At 49.3% G+C, this 17,199-nt stretch carries 21 protein-coding genes and 1 pseudogene; 7 read left to right on the top strand and 15 right to left on the bottom strand.

The features are described from left to right. Entirely contained in the window at positions 1-618 is a 618-nt protein-coding gene (locus GN208_RS14355; protein WP_048884186.1) for a nuclear transport factor 2 family protein, read from the top strand. Between the two features lie 168 nt (positions 619-786). On the opposite strand, the gene GN208_RS14350 is transcribed toward GN208_RS14355, so the two are convergent. The 6 genes from GN208_RS14350 to rcnR all read right to left on the bottom strand — a co-directional run bounded on the left by GN208_RS14350 (position 787) and on the right by rcnR (position 6,534). Beyond that, positions 787-1,707 carry a fatty acid desaturase gene (locus tag GN208_RS14350; protein WP_004238000.1) on the bottom strand — a complete coding sequence of 307 codons (921 nt, stop codon included), beginning with the start codon at positions 1,705-1,707 and terminating at the stop codon, positions 787-789. After that, a complete protein-coding gene (locus GN208_RS14345; protein ID WP_225310060.1) occupies positions 1,707-3,053 on the bottom strand; it encodes a radical SAM protein in 1,347 nt (448 codons plus the stop codon). Before GN208_RS14345 ends, GN208_RS14350 begins: the two co-directional genes overlap by 1 nt. 82 nt (positions 3,054-3,135) lie before the next feature. Further along, positions 3,136-4,173, bottom strand: a complete 1,038-nt coding sequence (locus GN208_RS14340; protein WP_004238003.1) for a methyltransferase — start codon at positions 4,171-4,173, stop codon at positions 3,136-3,138. 173 nt (positions 4,174-4,346) lie between these two features. Next, on the bottom strand, positions 4,347-5,528 hold the full coding sequence (ydeE, locus tag GN208_RS14335) for an efflux MFS transporter YdeE (protein WP_004238004.1): 1,182 nt from the start codon (positions 5,526-5,528) through the stop codon (positions 4,347-4,349). 86 nt (positions 5,529-5,614) lie between these two features. Beyond that, positions 5,615-6,019 (bottom strand): RidA family protein, encoded by a 405-nt coding sequence (locus tag GN208_RS14330; protein ID WP_004238005.1) that lies wholly within the window; start codon positions 6,017-6,019, stop codon positions 5,615-5,617. 242 nt (positions 6,020-6,261) lie between these two features. After that, a complete protein-coding gene (gene rcnR, locus GN208_RS14325; RefSeq protein ID WP_004238006.1) occupies positions 6,262-6,534 on the bottom strand; it encodes a Ni(II)/Co(II)-binding transcriptional repressor RcnR in 273 nt (90 codons plus the stop codon). A 142-nt stretch (positions 6,535-6,676) separates the two neighbouring features. Between rcnR and GN208_RS14320 the strand changes: the two genes are divergently transcribed. The 3 genes from GN208_RS14320 (at position 6,677) to GN208_RS14310 (ending at position 8,883) form a co-directional block, all read left to right on the top strand. Next, positions 6,677-7,555, top strand: coding sequence for a nickel/cobalt efflux transporter (locus GN208_RS14320; RefSeq protein ID WP_004238007.1), 879 nt, complete (start codon positions 6,677-6,679; stop codon positions 7,553-7,555). Between the two features lie 253 nt (positions 7,556-7,808). Then, complete coding sequence (locus GN208_RS14315; RefSeq protein WP_004240684.1) at positions 7,809-8,021, top strand: cold-shock protein; 213 nt, start codon at positions 7,809-7,811, stop codon at positions 8,019-8,021. A gap of 127 nt (positions 8,022-8,148) precedes the next feature. Continuing rightward, a complete protein-coding gene (locus tag GN208_RS14310; RefSeq protein WP_004238009.1) occupies positions 8,149-8,883 on the top strand; it encodes a class I SAM-dependent methyltransferase in 735 nt (244 codons plus the stop codon). A gap of 28 nt (positions 8,884-8,911) precedes the next feature. Here GN208_RS14310 and GN208_RS14305 read toward each other — a convergent pair whose 3' ends face one another. Both GN208_RS14305 and GN208_RS14300 read right to left on the bottom strand, forming a co-directional pair. Further along, complete coding sequence (locus GN208_RS14305) at positions 8,912-9,463, bottom strand: DedA family protein (protein WP_004238010.1); 552 nt, start codon at positions 9,461-9,463, stop codon at positions 8,912-8,914. 12 nt (positions 9,464-9,475) lie between these two features. Then, positions 9,476-10,153 (bottom strand): DUF1345 domain-containing protein, encoded by a 678-nt coding sequence (locus GN208_RS14300; RefSeq protein ID WP_004238011.1) that lies wholly within the window; start codon positions 10,151-10,153, stop codon positions 9,476-9,478. A 125-nt stretch (positions 10,154-10,278) separates the two neighbouring features. Between GN208_RS14300 and GN208_RS14295 the strand changes: the two genes are divergently transcribed. Together GN208_RS14295 and GN208_RS14290 are read left to right on the top strand one after the other, a co-directional pair. Continuing rightward, entirely contained in the window at positions 10,279-11,031 is a 753-nt protein-coding gene (locus GN208_RS14295; protein WP_015422839.1) for a TSUP family transporter, read from the top strand. Continuing rightward, complete coding sequence (locus GN208_RS14290) at positions 11,028-11,507, top strand: hypothetical protein (RefSeq protein WP_243828463.1); 480 nt, start codon at positions 11,028-11,030, stop codon at positions 11,505-11,507. The genes GN208_RS14295 and GN208_RS14290 overlap by 4 nt, the downstream gene beginning before the upstream one ends. 201 nt (positions 11,508-11,708) lie before the next feature. Here GN208_RS14290 and GN208_RS14285 read toward each other — a convergent pair whose 3' ends face one another. Both GN208_RS14285 and GN208_RS14280 read right to left on the bottom strand, forming a co-directional pair. Continuing rightward, complete coding sequence (locus GN208_RS14285; protein ID WP_004238015.1) at positions 11,709-12,338, bottom strand: ParB/RepB/Spo0J family partition protein; 630 nt, start codon at positions 12,336-12,338, stop codon at positions 11,709-11,711. An 18-nt stretch (positions 12,339-12,356) separates the two neighbouring features. Then, positions 12,357-13,583: a DUF3440 domain-containing protein gene (locus GN208_RS14280; RefSeq protein WP_004238016.1), complete on the bottom strand. Its 1,227-nt coding sequence runs from the start codon at positions 13,581-13,583 to the stop codon at positions 12,357-12,359. A 232-nt stretch (positions 13,584-13,815) separates the two neighbouring features. On the opposite strand from GN208_RS14280, the gene GN208_RS14275 reads away from it, so the two are divergent. Continuing rightward, positions 13,816-14,289 (top strand): cold shock domain-containing protein, encoded by a 474-nt coding sequence (locus GN208_RS14275; protein ID WP_032098716.1) that lies wholly within the window; start codon positions 13,816-13,818, stop codon positions 14,287-14,289. Between the two features lie 244 nt (positions 14,290-14,533). Here GN208_RS14275 and GN208_RS14270 read toward each other — a convergent pair whose 3' ends face one another. From GN208_RS14270 to GN208_RS14250, 5 genes and pseudogenes are all read right to left on the bottom strand, one after another. After that, a complete protein-coding gene (locus GN208_RS14270; protein WP_109882395.1) occupies positions 14,534-15,706 on the bottom strand; it encodes a phage integrase SAM-like domain-containing protein in 1,173 nt (390 codons plus the stop codon). 1 nt (position 15,707) lies between these two features. Continuing rightward, a complete protein-coding gene (locus GN208_RS14265) occupies positions 15,708-15,917 on the bottom strand; it encodes a hypothetical protein (protein WP_225310064.1) in 210 nt (69 codons plus the stop codon). 36 nt (positions 15,918-15,953) lie between these two features. Next, the gene (locus tag GN208_RS14260; RefSeq protein WP_239450837.1) at positions 15,954-16,523 is read right to left on the bottom strand and encodes a 3'-5' exonuclease; all 570 of its coding nucleotides are present in this window, start codon (positions 16,521-16,523) and stop codon (positions 15,954-15,956) included. Beyond that, entirely contained in the window at positions 16,516-16,716 is a 201-nt protein-coding gene (locus GN208_RS14255) for a hypothetical protein (protein WP_025152948.1), read from the bottom strand. Before GN208_RS14255 ends, GN208_RS14260 begins: the two co-directional genes overlap by 8 nt. After that, a pseudogene (locus GN208_RS14250) lies at positions 16,713-17,186 on the bottom strand (class I SAM-dependent methyltransferase). Before GN208_RS14250 ends, GN208_RS14255 begins: the two are co-directional and overlap by 4 nt. Between the last annotated feature and the right edge of the window lie 13 nt (positions 17,187-17,199).

The raw sequence follows: 17,199 nt of genomic DNA, 5'->3' as shown, positions 1-17,199 counted from the left end.
ATGAAAAGGATAATTATCAGTGCGTTAATGATATTCAGTTTTTCGGTGTATGCACAGCCCGGAGAAGAGGACGGCGCTATTCATGATGAACTGCGGCAGGTGATCGGTACCGTGGAAAATGCTATCAACAGCGGTGATTATGACAAAATGCTGCCGGTGATGAGTGAAAATCTGCGTGCCACGCCCATCACCCAGGAGTTTATCTCCGGCAAAGCAGCAATAAAACCGTATTTTGAATCCTGGTTCGGGCCGGATAAGTTCCTGAAAAAACTGAATATCAGTTTTAATGCTGATGTGGTGACGGAGTTATCCCCGGATAAAACCTGGGGTGTCGCCTACGGTAAAGGGATGGAAAAATATCAGCTGAGTGACGGCCGTACCTACGATTTTCCGACCCGCTGGACAGCGACGGTTGCGCTTGAGGACGGCGCCTGGAAAATCCGCACTATCCATATCGGTACCGATTTCACGGATAACCCGCTGCTGAATGAAACCCGTAATGCCTTACAGGGCATGATGTACGGAGCGGGCGGTCTGGTAATTGGTCTGCTGGCCGGTATTGTGCTGTTCCGCCGTAAAAGTGCGGTAAAACCGGCGACAGAAGCTGGAAAGAAATAATATTTTAATAAATCAGTGGATTATGTAAGTCGTCGGGTAACGGGCAGGCGAACGAAAAGCATGTGCGTCATGGATGACGCGCCTGAGCGTACAGGGAGGTATTTACCGCGACTTTTCGTTTTGCCCGTTATCAGACGTTGCACGGACTGACAGAAATCATCGTCTTATTTATTTTTCCGGCGGAAACAGAAAATCCAGATCCGCTGCGGCTCCCATCTGCGGGGCAGGCCGCACACCATAGCGCCACATAGTGAAATAGACACGCCAGAAGGTCGGGCGCGGCTGGTCATCCACCAGCGACGGCAGCTCATACCACGGTGCCTGCGGGTGCTGGTGGTGCGCGAGATGGCAGTGATAATTCAGCGCCAGCCAGCGGGAGATCGGCAGTACTTTCAGGTTCCACGCACCGTTCATCACATCGCGGCGGCTCCAGGCGTGATCCGCATATTGCAGGGCCGACCAGTGCAGCGCAAAAGCCCACAGGCAGAGCAGATAACCGGCCGCACTTAAGTCCAGCGCCCAAAACAGCAGTGCCTGCCAGAGAAATGCACCGAGCAGTTCACTCCAGATGGTCAGCGGCGGCAGTTTTGCCAGTTCCGGCACCTGTGACCCGAACCCCAGTGCCGGGGCGATTTTGGTGACAAACACCCGTGAACGGTACACGCCCGGAGCAATAAACCAGAGAAGATTGCCCAGCAGTACGCAAAAATAGTACAGGCCGAGCAGATTGCCGCCGTACATCCAGATATTGCGCAGCCAGCGCGGCTGGTTTGGCAGGTAATAATCATACAGCTCTTTATCTGTCCGGTTATTTTTATGGTGATTCAGATGCGCACGGCGCTGCAGGGTAAAAGAAGTCGGAAACGCCCACGCGGCAATAATCCCGATGGCGCGATTACCGGCGGCAGTGCGGGCGGCCACACCATGTACCGCTTCATGCAGAATAGCGAACGGCATATTGTTAATCAGCATAAAACCGATCAGGGCAGGCAGTGCATAATACCAGGCGAGATGGCTCACTCCCCATAAACAGGACGCTGCCGCAGTCATCGAAAAAATCAGCAGAATACTGTTGAGTAAAAGACGCATCAGTCTGTTTTCCTTGTGTTATTCGTCACTATTGCCGGGTTGAACAGCCCGGTTTTTTCATGGCGTAACCGGCGGGCGTACAGCCGGAAGCCGAGATTGGCCGCCAGGCGGATAAAACGGCTGCCCGGACGGTGCAATACCCGGCGCAGAATGGCCGTCAGACGGTATGTTTCCCGCCAGGCTTCGTGCAGTAAGGATTGCAGGGTTTCCGGTGACATATTTTGCGGCTGAAAAACCACATGTTCGTTGTCATACAGGCTCAGGTCCTGTGTGATTAAGCGGCCGTTTTCCGCCATCCGCTGCCACAGCCGTGTACCCGGCAGTGGGGTGAGGACAGAAAAACGTACCAGATCCAGCCCGAGAGACGGGATCTGCCGTATCGTATCGCGGATGCTCTCCGGGGTGTCTTCATCAAACCCGAGCACAAAACAGCCGAGTGCGGCAATCCGGTTATCGCGCAGCCGCCGGATCTGACGGCGGTATTCGCTGACCTGGTTACAATTCTTGCCGGTGGCCGTCATGGTCTGCTGACTGAGGTTTTCCAGCCCGATAAGCAGGCCTTCGCAGCCGCTGTCACACATCGCCCGGAAAACCTCGTCGTCATCCGTCACATTGAGTGTCGCCAGTCCCGACCAGCGGATTTTCAGCGGGATCAGTGCCCGGAACAGTTCCAGACTGTACTGCCGGTCGGCGTACAGATTAGGGTCGAGGAATATCCAGCGCTGTCTGCCGCTCTGTTTTATCTCGTTAATCACATCTGCCGCTGGCCGTGCTGTGCCTTTGCGTCCCCACTGATGCTGCACCGAACAGAATTCACAGGCAAGCGGACAACCACGGTCGGCAATAATAGTGGCGATATTCATGTAGGCGCGGGACGGCAGCAGATCACGGCGCGGCACCGGCATCGGCAGAAAGCCGCGCTCAGGGCGGTGCTGATAACGCGGTTGCGGATGTCCGTCAGCCATATCCTGTAAAAATTGCGGCCAGATGAGTTCACCGGCACCGATGAGGACGGTATCGGCGTGTTGTGCCGCCTCATCCGGCTGCAGTGTGACGTGTGCGCCGCCCATTGCGGTTCTTGCCCCGCGTTCGCGCCAGTAGCGGCACAGCGCATAGGCGCGGGGGGAAGAGGAGGCGGTGGCGGTGATCACCACCAGATCAAAATCCCCGGCAGTGACCGGCGGGGAAACGCCTTCATCACAAAGGGTCAGTTCGGCATTCAGATGCGGGGGAACCAGGGCGGCGAGGGTGATAAGGGTCAGCGGGGCATAGCTGATCGCCACGGAAAACGCGCTTTTCCGGTAGCGGTAAGTCCTGTCAAACGGCAAAATCAGTAATATTCTCACCGGTGCTTCCTGCTCCGCTGCTGACATAAGGACTTTTACAATGGCACAGTACGTCCGGGAACGCACTGTGCCGGATCAAAGATCAGGCCGCAACCACTTCAAGCACAGAGATATAGCATTCAGTCGGGATAAGGCGGTTTATTTTCAGTCCTGCTTCAGCCAGCAGAGCCTCAAACTCCGGAATAGTCCGCTCACCGCCACCGGGCAGGATCGCCATACAGAGAATGCCCATACCGTAATGCGCCGCCGGATTGGTTTCCGGATGCACAATGGATTCGATGATCAGCAGTTTGCTGTCCGGTTTCATGGCCTTGCAGCAGTTTTTCAGTACAGCGAGGGCGTTGGCATCATCCTGATTAAAAATGACTTTTTTCAGCAGATACATATCCGCCTGCGGCACGGATTTAAAGAAGTCACCGCCGTCCAGCGACCAGCGGGAATCGTCACCCAGCTGAGACAGGTATTTGTCTGATATCACATGCGGGCTGTCGAACAGGGTGGCGGTCAGTGTCGGGTCGCTGCGCAAAATCCGCAGCAGCAGTGAGCCTTCGCCGCCGCCGATATCGGCAATATGGCACGATGACGGGAAGTTATAAGCCCGGGTGACAAAATAGTTTTCCATCTCTGACAGGGCGGACATCCCGGACGGAAAATTATAGCTGTCGTTGCGGTTGGGTTTGGTGGCCTGATATTCGTAGAAGGTTTTACCGAACAGCTTTTTAAAGTTCAGTTCACCGCGAACGGATTCATTAAGCTGACCAATGGTTGACCAGTAAGTATTATCGGTCAGTGTCAGAACGGCATCCCGCTGTGAGCAGGGGTGATCACGGCGGAGAAACTCCGCATCAGGAGAGAGCCGGTAACTGTCATCATCCGTACCGGTGAAAATACCGTTCAGTGCCAGCATCCGCAGAATGCGGCGCAGGTTATCCGGATCCGAGCCGGTGCGTTCTGCCAGTGCGGTAACAGAGAGCGGCCCGTCAGCCAGATGGTCGGCAATATTCAGCTCTGCCGCAACCCGCAGACAACCGGGCAGCGCCAGCCCGAGAGTCACATTCAGGATACGGATGACAGATTGCTCTTCCGCCGGACTCATCAAATCCGGTTCAGTATAAGACATAGCGGTAACTCCTTTCTGACATGAATAACAGGGCTGGTCAGAGTGCCTGATGCGGCATACAGCACTCTCTATGTTAAATAAAACTAAACAATAGAGGGAGGATAGCTCAGCAGCAGAAAATTACCGTATCGGAATATGAAGTATTATTAATTAATGATAAGTGAATCAAATATTCACTGATGAATGAGCCTGTTTCTGCTGATCTTCAGGCCGCGCATCATACACAGCCAGGCGCAGGCGGAAACACCAATCAGCAGCAGCCACAGGGTATTTGGCGGGAAATAGGTCAGCACACCGCCGGTCATCAGCGGGTTAAAGGCACCGCCGAGCCAGCCGAGGGATTGAGCGGAAAAGTAGCTGGATTTCATGCCGTCCGGCGCAATGTTGTCGATCAGCATATATTCACCCGGCGCATAAATCAGTTCACCGAGGGTAAAGACAAATGCAGCAATTCCCCAGAACACAAGGTTGCTGCCTGACATCATAAATCCGGCCAGTCCGGCCATAAAAAAGAGTGTACCGAGAGTCATCAGCTTTTGCAGATTGTCTGTGCTTATCCGGCGGCCGACCATATATTGCAGTGAAACCACTACTGCAGCATTGACCGGCAGTACCACACCAATCACTTTTTCTGCCAGTGTGGTATCTGCCACCGTCAGGACATACTGGGAAATACAGGCGGAAAACGAACCAAACACCAGCGATCCCAGAAAGGCGGATAATGTGAACCAGAGCAGGGCTTTATCATGCAGCATGACAGAAGGCTGCCAGGTGGTACTGTTGCTGCCGGAGGCAGAAGGCGGCACGCTGCGGACAAAACGCTGAATAAAGAATATCGGGAATGAGGCGGTGCAGGCCGCCAGCCAGAACGGCAGATCCGCGCTGTACATCAGCAGGCCGGTACCAATCGGCGGCCCGACAGTCCAGCCCATATTGACGAAGGTATAGTTCAGGGAAAAGACTTTGGTTTTGCGCGCCGGTGGCAGTGTATCGGCGAAATAGGCTTTCAGCACCGTAGCAAAAACGGAGTAGGCGCAGTTAATGAGTGAAAAGAAGACAACGACGAGCGCGATATTATGAGTCAGCGGAATAGCGATAAATCCGGCGATATAAACCAGAATTGCCATCAGCATGTAGCGTTTTTTATCAAATTTATCCGCAATGATGCCGAAGCCGAGGCTGAATAACACGCCGGTTGTCAGTGCGACCGTCAGTGCCACCCCGACCTGATCCACCGCCATGTCATACTGACGGCTGAGATAAATCGCCATAAACGGGATAGTGGCACCCCGTCCGATAGTAATTAAGAATGAGGAAGCGAGCAGTGCAATGGTGGAACGGGTGGCGGCTTGCATGGTGACATTCTCAGTATTTTTATTTTATTTTTTAATATTCACGTAATCAATATCATGCAAATCAGGCGCTGTACAGCGCCTTCCGGTTACGGCAGCACGGCGTGAGCTTCGATTTCAATCAGCCATTCGGGCAGCGATAATCCGCTGACAATAATCCATGATGAGGCGGGGGCATTATCTGCAAATTTTTCTTTCAGCACATCCGCAATTGCCATTTGTTCATCGTGTGAATCCGCACCGGCACGGATATAAATCCGCAGCATAACCACATCAGACAGAGAACCGCCGGCTGCCGCGAGGGCACGGGCAATATTGTTCACCGATTGTGCGGCTTGTTCCCGCATACCGCCTGCGATTGTCACTTCATTATGATCAACGCCGACCTGTCCTGACAGAAATAACTGCCGGGTGCCGGTTGTTTCCACGACCTGACTGAAACCGTATTGCAGGGAATTAAACAGTGAGGGCGGATTAATCCGTTTTATAGTCATAACAGCCTTTTCAGTAGTGAAATAAAAGAAAATATCGTTTTATCATAGATTATTTCAGACGCTGTAAATTAACTGATTATTAACAGCATTCTTTATTTTCAGTCTCTGTTGCAGGAGCTGAATAAAAGGGGGCTCAGTGAGTTTCTGAGATATACAGGGGGAATATTTTTATATCAGAAAAGGATATTCAACACTTACAGGACCGGCGTCGGAGATTTTTACAACACCGGCTTAATTTTTCTTTACTTAATATAAGAATCCAGCACCTTCAGGACAATATCCAGATCACCCTGACGTTTTTCCTCATCTTCCTCATGAACTACGTGTTCAATCAGGTGGCCTTTAATCACTTCCCGCATTAATCCGTTTACCGCGCCCCGGATAGCCGCAATCTGTTGCAGTACGGCGGAGCACTCATGCGGTTCATCGAGCATTTTTTTCAGTGAGTTGACCTGCCCCTGAATTTTACTGGCGCGGTTCTGAAGTTTCTGTCTGTCCCTGATGGTATGTGACATGGCAACCCCGTGAAATAAGGTGAAAAGAAAGTGACGGGCAAAATAGTAGCATCTTCGTGATACAAAGAGGTAGTGTAATTATACTGGGGGGGAGTATACTCAATTCACGCTTTCTTCATTCTGAAAACAGGGATCACACGTCATGACCGATTTTGCCTCTTTACTGCAGCAGGGAAATGCCTGGTTTTTTATCCCGGGCGCGATTGCACTGGGTGCGCTGCACGGCCTGGAGCCGGGTCACTCAAAAACCATGATGGCGGCTTTTATTATTGCGGTGAAAGGGACGGTCAGACAGGCAGTAATGCTGGGACTGGCGGCGACGTTGTCGCATACTCTGATAGTCTGGCTGATTGCCCTCGGGGGGATGTATATCAGTACCCGGTTCACGCCGGAAGCCGTAGAGCCGTGGTTACAAATGGTGTCGGCGGTGATTATTCTGGCAACCGCGTTCTGGATGTTTATGCGGACATACCGCGGTGAAAAAAACTGGCTGACAGAAATGCAGCAGGAAAGCCATACACACAGTGACCATCATCATGAGCATGATCATCATCACAGCCATGAACATGACCACGATCATCATCACCATCACCATCATGCAGAGCATCACCATGATCACCATGACCACCATGATGACGAATATCAGGATGCGCATGCCAGAGCACATGCGCATGAAATCAAAACCCGGTTTACCGGCGGCAAAGCCACCAACAGCCAGGTGTTACTGTTCGGCCTGACCGGCGGGTTAATTCCGTGTCCGGCTGCGATTACTGTTTTGCTTATCTGTCTGCAGCTGAAAGCTTTTACCCTGGGGGCAACCATGGTGCTCAGTTTCAGTATTGGGTTGGCACTGACACTGGTCACAGTCGGTGTGGTAACCGCGGTGGGGTTGCGCCAGGTCAGCCGCCGCTGGCAGGGGCTGGGTGATATTGCCAAAAAAGCACCGTACTTTTCGGCGGCGCTGATAGCGCTGGTCGGGCTTTATATGGGGATCCACGGCTATATGGGGCTGGCAAACTGATACCATTTGCCGGTGTGGTAGTTTGAGGTGAATCAAAAAGAGCTTGCCGGATAACAAAATATATGGCTTAATATTGGCATTGGTTTGGAAGTACAGACCTATTTATGTCAGTCCGATTTTAAGTTGTTCTCCGTCAAGCGTTATCCAAGATACCACTTCATAGCGAATTCCTTCTGATAGTTCCCATAAGTAAAAACGTAATCAAACCGCTTATATGCCTTATGGCAACAAAATCAATTTAAAGGAAATTCATATGTCCGCAACAATTACCGGTACTGTAAAATGGTTTAACGATGATAAAGGTTTTGGCTTTATCACTCCTGCTGACGGCAGCAAAGACGTGTTCGTTCACTTCTCTGCAATCCAGAGCGACAGCTTCAAATCTCTGGCAGAAGGCCAGCAGGTTTCTTTCACCATCGAAAATGGTATGAAAGGCCCGGCTGCAGCTAACGTGGTTGCTCTGTAATCACCGCTGTCAGTAACAGATTTTAAAAACCTCACTCTGGTGAGGTTTTTTTATGCCTGCAGAACAGAATCGTGGCGGAAACCGGCAAACTATGAATATAATTTGCTCGTTATTTAAGGAGTAAGTTATGTCTCAGAATATTTATGATAATCCTGATTTCTTTGCCGGTTATGCCACGCTGCCCCGCTCAGCAGAAGGACTGGACGGCGCGCCGGAGTGGACTGCCATGCAGACATTGCTGCCGTCACTGGCCGGGAAGTCAGTGATCGACCTGGGGTGCGGGTATGGCTGGTTCTGCCGCTGGGCAAAAGAGCAGGGCGCTGCCCGGGTGACCGGTTTTGATCTGTCAGAGAAAATGCTGGCGAAAGCCGCATCGATGACCACGGATCCGGATATTACTTGGCTGCGTGCTGATCTCGAGACACTGCAATTACCGGCGGCACAAAGTGATGTGATTTACAGCTCACTGGCACTGCATTATCTGCGTGATATCCCGGCACTGTTTGCCACGCTGTTTCAGGCGCTGGTCGCGGGCGGCAGTCTGATTTTTTCCGCAGAACACCCGATCTACACAGCTCCCGTCATTCAGAACTGGTGTACGGATAGTGCAGGTAATAAAGCCTGGCCGGTCAATCAGTATCAGCAGGAAGGCGTCAGGATCAGCAACTGGTTTGCCGACGGTGTGGAAAAGCAGCACCGGAAATTATCCACCTGGATAAATGCACTGATTACAGCCGGTTTTGAAATCACCGCCATGAATGAGTGGGGACCGTCAGCGGCACAGATTGCCGCCAACCCGGCACTGGATGAAGAAAAAGAACGGCCGATGATCTTTCTGCTCAGCGCCCGCAAGCCGGAATAGTGGCTGACGGGCGGGTTTGTTCCGCAGTTTACAGCGTGAATTTATGCTTTCTTATCAGCACAAACAGACCGGCAACCGCCGCGAGGATAAGGAACCAGGCAAGGTAAGTATGCAGCGGCAGGGCAAGGATTGCCGCGCTGATAAAATACCCCGCAGAGACAATAACGCTTCCCCATAGTGCTCCGCCGAGAATATTCAGCACAAAAAATTTCAGCGGATTAATACCGGCGGCGCCGATAATAACGGGGCCGATAGTCCTTAATCCGTAAGCGAAACGTATTCCGATAATAATCAGGCTTTCACGGCGGTGAATTATCCGTTGCAGACGGGCTATTTTATCCGCATGTTTATGAATGCGGGGAAGGATCCGGTTTCCGGCAAAATAACCGGTAAAAAACAGAACATTGTCACTGATAATTCCGCCCAGTGCGGCCACCAGCATCACTTTCGGATAGGATAATAACTGATGGTGTGCAGCAATGCCGGACAAAAATGCAGCGGTTTCCCCTTCGATCATGGTACCGAAAAAGGTTGCCCAATAGCCGTATTCTGTAATCCAGTGTGTCAGTAATGTTTCCATCCGCCACTCCGTTTAAAATAAACCGGCGGAGATATTAATACATAATCCCAGTATCGCCATATTAAAAACAAAAGAGACGACGGATTGCATTAATACCGCGCGGCGCATCGGGGAGGATGCGATTTCGACATCGGCAGTCTGTGAGGCGACGGCAATCGTAAATGAGAAATACATAAAATCAGAGTAAGTGGGTTCAGCCGGTCTGTCCGGAAATAATAACCACGGTTTTTCCTGTTGCGGGTTGGTGTAATAAAGGTGCGCATAGTGCATGGTAAATCCGGCCGGTAATAACAGCCAGGAAGACACTAATGTGGATGCGGTCAGAATATATTGGAAAGCTTTATCATTACCTGTCAGATTACCGTGCCCGCCGAGGGCAAAAAAGAGCACCAGTAAACTGACACAACACCCGGCCAGCAGGAAAAACATCACCATGCGGGCGCTTTCATCCTCAATTTTAGTCAGTTTACGGATATCTTTTACTTTCTTATTAATGATCCGCTCAAAAAGAAACAGCAAATACACCCAGGAGAAGGCATTCCAGCTGAGGATCAGGCACATCAGTGCACTCTGTACGGGCAGCAGAGCAAAAAAAGTCACAAACGCGACCATCAGAGAGATAATAAAACGCGGACGCGAGTGAAAGGCGTGCCGGAAAATATGAGTAATGCGAATACCATAGCGCAACATACCAGTATCCTGTTCAGAAAGATGACATTTTATTATACCAAATATCCGGCAGCAGGGGCGGCATCACTTTTTCGGATACGTGCTTTTTATATACTGAATATCCCTGCCATTTAAAGTGTCTTTCCATGAGCATAACATTTCTTATTGTCATGTTTTTTGTCGCCGTGGCCGCCGGATTTATCAACGTGGTGTCAGGCGGTGGTGGTTTTCTGTCGATTACCGCACTGCTGATTTCCGGGTTACCGCCTGCTAACGCACTGGCAACAAATAAGATGCAGGCACTGGGCAGTTCATTAACATCCGGTATTTATTTCTTGCGTCAGGGGCGGATTGATTTAAAGAATAATAAATGGGTATTTATTGCGACATTCTTCGGTGCCGCATCCGGCACGATTTTTGTGCAGTTTATTGATCCGACTTTTCTGAAAAAATTACTGCCGGGATTAATTATCAGTGTCACGCTGTACTTTATTTTTGCACCCGATATCACTAAATCCAAAGAAAAACAGCGTGTTTCTTTTTTCCTGTTTTCATTTATCTGCGGCGGCGGTGTCGGGTTTTATGACGGATTCTTAGGTGCCGGTGCCGGGACATTTTATACCATCAGTTATATGCTGCTGTTAGGATACCGGATAGATAAAGCACAAATTCACTCCAATTTCCTGAACCTGGCCTCCAATACCTCGTCCGTTATCTTTTTTATCGCAGGCGGTAAAATGATGTGGTCGCTGGGATTACTGATGTTTGCCGGACAAGCTATCGGGGCGCGGCTGGGGGCCGGTGTGGTACTGAGCTCCGGGCTGAAAGTCATAAAACCGATGATTATTCTGGTCTCTGCCGGGATCAGCACCAAAATGTTATTTGATATGTATTTTTGACAGGGACAAAATCACCGGAAGAGTACGACACACTTCAGGCGATGATCATTAAAAATGAGAGTCAGCTGCTGCCGCACCGGGTTGATCCTTTCACCGTTCTGACAGAAGTCACCCGGAAAGATAACGTGATTATCCTGAATTATCAGGTTACTGGTCTGCCGCCGGAATTATTCAGAGAAGAAAAATCGGTAAATAAAATGCAGGGCATTCTGACAGGGAAATATTGTCAGGACTCGGCCATCATGCGGTTATGGCAACTGGCGTTCCCGTCGGGGTTACAGCATAACTATTTTTCGGACGGCACCCGGATGATGCAGATAAATATTAAACCATCAGATTACGGGGCGCAAATTTGTCAGTGTGTTTTCTGTATTTTTGGTTATTTTTACCGGATAGGCTCTTCCCGTGGTGTCTGTCCGGTAAATAAGATGAATTTCACCGTCGCCGGGCTGTCCGGCAATATCTTCAGGGGTTAACTGCCCGCTGTATTTACACTGTCCGATAGCTGTAATATCAATTTTTGCCTGTGCGGCAGACATCGTTATTAAAAGCAAAAGCAGGGAATATCTCAGCAAAATGATCTCCGTCAGCAGGGGGTAACTATATTGCCATAATCTGTTTTTTTATCCGCAGATATCCCGGTAAACCGCATCCGGACCGGATAACAGCGGAATGATTTATTTTACTGTCCAGGCTTCAGAAAATTCCCGCTCAGAAAATAGTTCAGCCAGACCGCTGATTTGCTTAAGCCGTAATACTTCATCCGGCGACATTCCCAGTTCCTCTCCGATTCTTTCATCGCTCCAGCCCAGTCGTGATAAGTCCCGGACAATATCTGACATCGCGGTAACCTGATGCTGTCCGCGGGCCCGGTTATGGCGGATAGTAACGGCCATCTGTTCAGCAACTCCGTGATTTTCCGTATCGAGCAGCGTTACCGGCAGGTATCCGTTAAGTCGTTTTTTCAGTGCATTTTTCCGGCTTAATAAATAACGATGATAGCCATCAACCACCTGCAAGTCTGAGCGGTCGTGCGGAGATGGCAGCACAACAACCGGCTGGGTATAACCGTCTTTGGTCAGAGACGTTTCCAGCAATTTTTTCTCCGAGGGTGACATCACGTTCGGATTATAATCATTTGCGGTCACCTGTGCCCGCTTTACCCACAGCACACAATCGACCGGTTCATCTTTAAACGGACTGCGCTGATGTAAAAAAAGTTTTATCCGGTTGAGTGCCTCAATTGTTTGTTCTTCATTATCCAGTCCGTTCAGATAGTTTTCCAGTAAAGAGAGTACTGTTTTCATATTTATGTTATCCGTCTGCTATATCAGTTGCCAGTCTTTGCGTTTTGCCTGTATGCGCCTGCAATACTTGTCGTAGCAATGAGATTTGGTCGGGCTGAATGCCAGTGAGCGGCACCAGAAATCATTACGTAAAAGGGTTTTGCAGATCCGCCGCCAGGACGGAATATCTTTACTGCCTGTATCACCGGATTGTTCATCCGGGATCCCGTCCGGATAATCCCGCTCTGCATACCAGTGCAGATAGACCGCAATTTTGTTCCGGTAGTGTTCTGCGGTTTTTTCCGGCAGGCTGGCCAGTAAAAAACGGGCGTAGGATTTCCAGGTATGACCGGCAGGCTTGCTGATTTGGCGGGAACCGAAAAAACCGGCTTTATTTCCGGGTCGTGTGTACAACATACCGGCATCCGCACCACTGACCCGCGCACAGGCAAGGCTCCATGTTTCCGGCTCCAGGACATGATACAGCCACAACCCTCTGCGCTGTTCCGGGCCGAAGGGTTCACAGATCCGCATTTTACTGAGACTGACACCGGCCTGATGCATCAGATCATAAATCGTATTGTAAGGAAGTCTGCTGCGGGAAATATAAGTCCAGATATCTTTCACATGCCAGTCATAAATCGGGTAACCCATATAATAGAATCCTTCCGGTGATGCGGTTGTCCACGGGATATCATCGGCATAACGCAGTTTCCGGTTATTACTGATGGCGAGAAACCGGTTTAATGATTCATCGGCGCGGATCCCCAGCAGTATGACAGAGCTGTGATGATCTCCGGTGATCCACTGATTAAATGCGGGAGTAAAATCTTCAAAAATAATCCCCGGATGATAGAAGGGAAAGAAATCAGGGTCAGTAATGGCATCTTCCGGTGGTTGCCGGACCCATTTTTTACCGGGTTCCCAGGCCGTCCAGGCCGGTTCATACTGGGAAATACCACTTTCGGTGGTGACAGGCAGCGCTATCCAGTAAAACCGCTGAGTACAGTCAGCATAGAGCGATTTCATGGCAGCAACATGGCTGATAGTAGCGGAATACTGTACTTCCCAGTCGAGAAACATGACATTGAATTTCCGGTGCCGTCTTCTGGCCTCTGCTGCAACCAGATGAAAAAGAACGGTGGAGTCTTTGCCGCCGGAAAAGGAAAGGGTGATTTGTTCAAAAGTATCAAACAGCCATTCAATCCGCTTTTGTGCTGCATCCAGCACGTTTTCTCCGAGCGGAATTTTACGTTTGCAGGACATCTCGATTACCGGAATATAGTTAGTTAATAATATTAATATCTAATCATATTTTGATGATAACAGTAAATTATGGTGTCCGGCTATTATTTAGCCGGAATTTCGGTTGTCAGGTAAGAGGATGCCTGAAGATTACGCCGGATCTCAGCCAAAGGCGTGGTCTGCGCGGGCATTGTCCTTTATACTGCGCGCTGTAATGACTCAGCAACAGATGATTAAGCAGGTGGTAACGGCGATGAACGGAACAATCACAACATGGTTTGAAGATAAAGGTTTTGGGTTTATCAAAGATGAGAACGGGGATAACCGTTATTTTCATGTGGTTAAGGTCGCCAATCCTGACCTGATTAAGAAAAATGCCGCCGTGACATTTGAGCCCGGCACCAATAATAAAGGGTTGTCAGCCTATGCGGTAAAAGTAGTGCCGGAAAGCAAATATGTTTTTATCGCCGGTGAGCGTATTAAGCTGACGGCCATTAAGTCCTTCGTGGTTTACAGTGAGGAAGAAGCGGCAGATACCGGGATTGATAAAGAGAACGCGGTACTGTCTGTCGGCGTGCTGATGAACAACATCAAACCAAAATCCGCCGGTCCGGCCGAAATGCGCACACTCAGAAAACTGGCGATCACCACACAGCACGGCACTACCCTGATTTTCTCAGAAGATGAAATCGATATCGATGAAACGGTGAAAATGCTTAAGGTGTGATGGCTTGTGGATTACAGGCACAAAAAAACCAACCCTAACGAGTTGGTTTTCTTATATAAACAATGGTCGGCATGACAGGATTTGAACCTGCGACCCCCGACACCCCATGACACCGACTCGCTATTGTGTAACTGCATGATATTTATTAAATAATATCATTTTAACTGTGTTTGCAAACAGTGCTTTATTCTCAATATCTGCGCTATACGAATCATAGGCTTACAGTTCGTTTTACCACCCGTATTTATGCGATTTCACAGTGCGGTACCTCGACCCAATCAACATGGTTTTCTGTATAAATTTTTGTTGATTCAGCGTCACTATGTGCCATCCTGGCTTGTGGATCAAATCCGCGTTGTTTAAACATAAATGCGGCCAGCGCTCTGATCTCATGAAAAGTTGGCCTCTCATCTGGTTCAAGGTGTGCGCCAACCCCAACTTTATCTCTGACTTTTGAGAATCCCCGGCTGACATAATCCGGTGCCACCTGTGTGGGATGGCTTACATACTGGCTTATTTTGTTTGGTAACCGCTCAGGAACGCGGTGAACAATGTACGGACTGGCAACGTTATCGCGGCTGTTATCAATAATTTCCTTTATAACTTTACCGATCGGTATTGCCACATGGGCGGCTTCCTTGTGTTGTACTTTCTGCCGGTGAATGTACAGCATCCCGTAGATCCCGTTTCTTTCCTCCGGGAACCAGACGCATCCGCAGGTGTTTTCCTTCGGTGCTTTAATGTTATATTTTATGCGCGACACTTCAAGCCGTGCCTGTGTTGTCTGCAGGGCCAGATCCATAGCAGTACGGAGCCATGGTTCAGCAGCCGCTCTGATTTTCAGGAAATCATCATACGACAATCGCCGCCGGCGTTTACTGTCGACACGCTTCATTTTTTTGCGTTCTGCCGGGTTATCCAGCATCAGCGATTCATCCATTGCGTAACTGAAAATCTTCTTCAAAAATCCGACTTTCCGGTTCTGAACGTTTGCTGATGCATCAGCATGGTATTCAGCAATAAATCCGTTTACATGCTCCAGGGTAATTTCGGCTGATGGTATATCTTTGAAAAATTCTTTTACGCGTTCAGCGTCTTTTATCCAGTCAGACAGGGTGCTTTTTGATGGTTGTTCGTCACGAATAATACGCTCAAACAGACGATCAAAATGCTCAGTGAGTGGCAGTGATTCACCGTTAATACCGCCAGAGTCAGTGATCAATGATTTAACACTGACAGCACGCTCCGGACGCATAATATTGTTGTATTCACGGGCAATGGCTATAGCTTTTGCTTTGTCAGTACCAACACTTTTACGGACACCGTTTACAAGTATGAAGCGGTAACATTTTGCTGACTTATCATAGTAAAGGAAATCCGGCAGATGCCGGAATTCCCGTTTGCGAGGTCGTGCCATATTATGAAGCCTTAATCAGATCGCTTACGCATGAGGAAACCTCAGACTCAACCCCCCATCGTTCAGATGAATGAACAAGAATAGTTCCGTCAACAATTCGGCCTTTCAGCGATCCGATTTCTATCCAGCGCCGGACGGTTCTGTTATCGGGTATTGATCCTGTCTCAAATTCTCTTTTTGCCCATGCGCTGGCTTTCATAAGTTTTCCGATAGCCATAATCTTCTCTCCACACATCGCCGTATACGATTAGAGGTTTTTAAATAAATGCTGGTGGATTGCGACCACGTAATTCACCTGGTGCAATGCATCATCCAGTGCATTGTGTGCTTCACCAACAAACGGGAAATCTTTTTTCGGGTCGATGCCGGCATTGCGGCCAAGTTCGACAATGGTGCGCACATCTCGGTCATTCCAGTGTCTCCAGAATGGATTTATCTCACAGTTTTCGTATGCAGTACGCAGGATCACATTATCGAAATTACTTCCGTTACCCCATACCTGCACCCGTTCTTCACAGAACTCAGAAACGAATGAACTGAGGCCGAGCAGTGCGTCAGGCAGTTCAATGGCCTTTTCGCTATTAATGATTTCACCACGGGCATTATCGCTTTTACCCAGCCACCACAGCACGGTGTCTGCGTCGATACTACCGCCGTATTTTTCGCTGCTGCGCAGGTCGATAATTTCATAAAAAAGTGCATCATCAGTTACACCGGAAACCATATCGAACGGAACTGCAGCAATAGCCACAATGGCGGAATCTGGTTTGTTACCCATAGTTTCAAGGTCAATCATCAGGTGTTTGAATTTATTCACTATCCTTATCCCCTTGTAATTTATTTAATTCATAGTCATATGAGTGAAGAACCATAATGCACTGGCGTAATGCTTCTTTAGCGTTGTTCTCGACAGTGTTCGTCAGACTCATCATTTTAGACCCGTGCCTTTCTTCCATCACTTGCAGCGTGTAAGTCAGGCGGGCGGCTATATCCGGAACAGATTCACTCATAGCGGATCCTTATAGAATACCATCCAGTGCGTTTTATCGTTCTTACCGACACGCTGCACAATGGTAGGTTTATACTCAGTCAGCTCAAGAATCTGACTCGCCCAGATCTGCGTTTCATTCCACTTAAAAATTAAACTACCGTGTGGCCGCAACACCCTGAATGCTTCTCTGAAACCGGCAGCAAGGTCAGAACGCCATGAGTGCTTATCCAGTGAGCCGTATTTTTTAAACATCCAGCTATTTTTTCCGACCCAGACGAGGTGGGGCGGATCAAACAGCACCTGGTAAAATGTTTCATCCGGGAACGGCAGGTTTTAAAAGTCAGCAATGATATCCGGTGTAATTTGCAGCAGACGGCCATCACAAAGAGTATGTTCTTCATTTCTGATATCACTGAACAACACGCGCGGATCTTGCTTGTCGTGCATAAACATCCGGCTACCGCAGCACATATCGAGTATTGGTTTCATTTCGTTTAATCCA

This window comes from Morganella sp. HSTU-ASny43 (genome assembly GCF_022819185.1).
GTDB classification, from domain to species: domain Bacteria; phylum Pseudomonadota; class Gammaproteobacteria; order Enterobacterales; family Enterobacteriaceae; genus Morganella; species Morganella morganii.
Note: the sequence above shows the minus strand (reverse complement) of the source record. Positions and strands in the feature narration are given on the sequence as shown.